3 protein-coding genes are annotated in these 1,774 nt (G+C 69.9%); 2 read left to right on the top strand and 1 reads right to left on the bottom strand.

The genetic code is table 11. The annotated features are described in order from the left end of the window. A partial coding sequence (locus ACOADB_RS21555) for a LysR family transcriptional regulator (RefSeq protein WP_378603346.1) occupies positions 1-654 on the bottom strand: 654 nt, incomplete at its 3' end. Between the two features lie 80 nt (positions 655-734). Between ACOADB_RS21555 and ACOADB_RS21550 the strand changes: the two genes are divergently transcribed. Next, a complete protein-coding gene (locus ACOADB_RS21550) occupies positions 735-1,550 on the top strand; it encodes an alpha/beta fold hydrolase (protein WP_378603343.1) in 816 nt (271 codons plus the stop codon). Beyond that, the coding region (locus ACOADB_RS21545; RefSeq protein ID WP_378603340.1) for an LLM class flavin-dependent oxidoreductase at positions 1,547-1,774 on the top strand (228 nt) is incomplete at its 3' end. The genes ACOADB_RS21550 and ACOADB_RS21545, both read left to right, overlap by 4 nt.

Genomic DNA, 1,774 nt, shown 5'->3' with positions numbered 1-1,774 from the left:
GTTGTCCGCCGTACGGAAGACGAAGTGCGGCGCGACCCCGTGCTCGGCGAGATGCTCCTCGACCCGGCCCTGGTCACAGATCGCAGGCAGCGCGACCATCGGGACTCCGTCGAGCTTCTTGAGTGTGACCGCGCCTGCCGCGAAGTCGCCGCGGCGGGCGACGAGGACGTGCTGGTCCTCGAGGATCAAGGTGCTGTCGACGCCGTCGCTGCCCGGCGCGTCGAGGAAGAGCACGTCGAGGTCGCCGGGGTCGGGAGTGTCGTCCTCGTCCTCGAACAGCCGGATGTCGCAGCCCGGGTGCTCGGAGCGGAGGCGCCCGACGACCGTGGGCAGCAGCACGTTCGTCACGGTCTGGAACGTCCCGACCTCGATCCGCCCATCCCCGGCGTGGAACCGCGCGACGTCGTCCCCGAGCGAGCGGGACCGAGCCAGGACGGAGCGGGCACCGTCCAGCACGAGTCGACCGAGCGCGGTCAGCCGAACAGGTCGTGGGCCACCGGGCCGGTCGAACACGGCCCCGCCGACAGTGCGTTCCAGCGCGGCGATCTGCTGGCTCAACGTGGACTGGGTGTAGCCGAGCCGCGCGGCCGCGCGGCCGAAGGTGCCTTCGTCGGCGATGGCGTCGAGTGCCTGGAGGTGACGGAGCTCGTACACCCGAAGCATCGTAATGAGTGATGGTCTTAATCGGAAGCAATCGCTTTTCGGAATCCTTGACCGGGCCTAGCGTCGATCACATGAACCCAGAGACCAGCTTCGACGTGAACGGCGTGACGCTCTGCGCCCAGACCTTCGGGTCCCCGGCAGACCCGGCCCTGCTGCTGATCCACGGGGCGTGCGCGTCCCTCGTGTGGTGGGAGACCGAACTCTGCGAACGCCTGGCCGCGGCCGGCCGCTTCGTGATCCGCTACGACCAGCGCGACACCGGGCGGTCGACGAGCTTCCCGGTCGGTCGGCCCGGCTATGCCATGAGTGATCTCGCCGCCGATGCCGTCGCGCTCCTGGACGCCCTCGGTGTCGAGAGCGCCCACGTCGTCGGCCGATCGATGTCCGGCGGAGTCGCGCTGTTCCTCGGCCTCGACCATCCGGAGCGGACTCGTTCGGTCACCCTGGTGACCACCACGACCGGCGAGCTGCCGATGGGTGAGCTCGACGTACCTCCGGACCCGGACCCGACCGATGACGCCGCGGTCGTGGACCACCTCGTCGAGGCCTTGCGTGCGTACGCCGGCGCCTCGCCACATTTCGACGAGGCAGCGGTCCGGGAGCTCGCCGTGACGGACATCGCGAGAACCCGCGACGTCGCGGCCACGCTCGTCAACCACTACGCGATGGACTTCGACGGTCCGCGCAACGGAGGGTTCGCCGACCTCCGCGTGCCCACCCTTGTCGTCCACGGCGAGGTCGACCCGATCTTTCCGTTGTCCCACGGCGAGGCGTTGCGGGACGCGATTCCCGGTGCCGAGCTGGTGGTCCTCTCCGGCGCCGGCCACGATGTTCCGCGTCCCACCTGGGACCAGTTCCTCGAGGCACTGGTGGAGTTCACGTCATGAAGTCGGCGATCTGGATCCCGTTGTTCGACGAGCTCGCCGACCCGCTGGTCGTGGCGCGCCTCGCAGCGGAGGCCGAGGAGGCCGGATGGAACGGGTTCTTCGTGTGGGACCACGTCCGCTGGCGTGAGCCCGTCCAGGCCGCGGCCGACCCGTGGATCACCCTCGCCGCGATCGCCACCGCCACGTCCACGCTCCGGCTGGGCCCGATGGTGACCGCGTTGCCG

The sequence above is a fragment of the Nocardioides sp. CPCC 206348 genome (assembly GCF_048654705.1).
In the GTDB taxonomy this organism is placed as follows: domain Bacteria; phylum Actinomycetota; class Actinomycetes; order Propionibacteriales; family Nocardioidaceae; genus Nocardioides.
Note: the sequence above shows the minus strand (reverse complement) of the source record. Positions and strands in the feature narration are given on the sequence as shown.

Bases quoted from the DNA above. Each gene is read 5' to 3' on its own strand.
- ACOADB_RS21550 (WP_378603343.1), top strand. From the start codon at position 735: ATGAACCCAGAGACCAGCTTCGACGTGAACGGCGTGACGCTCTGCGCC.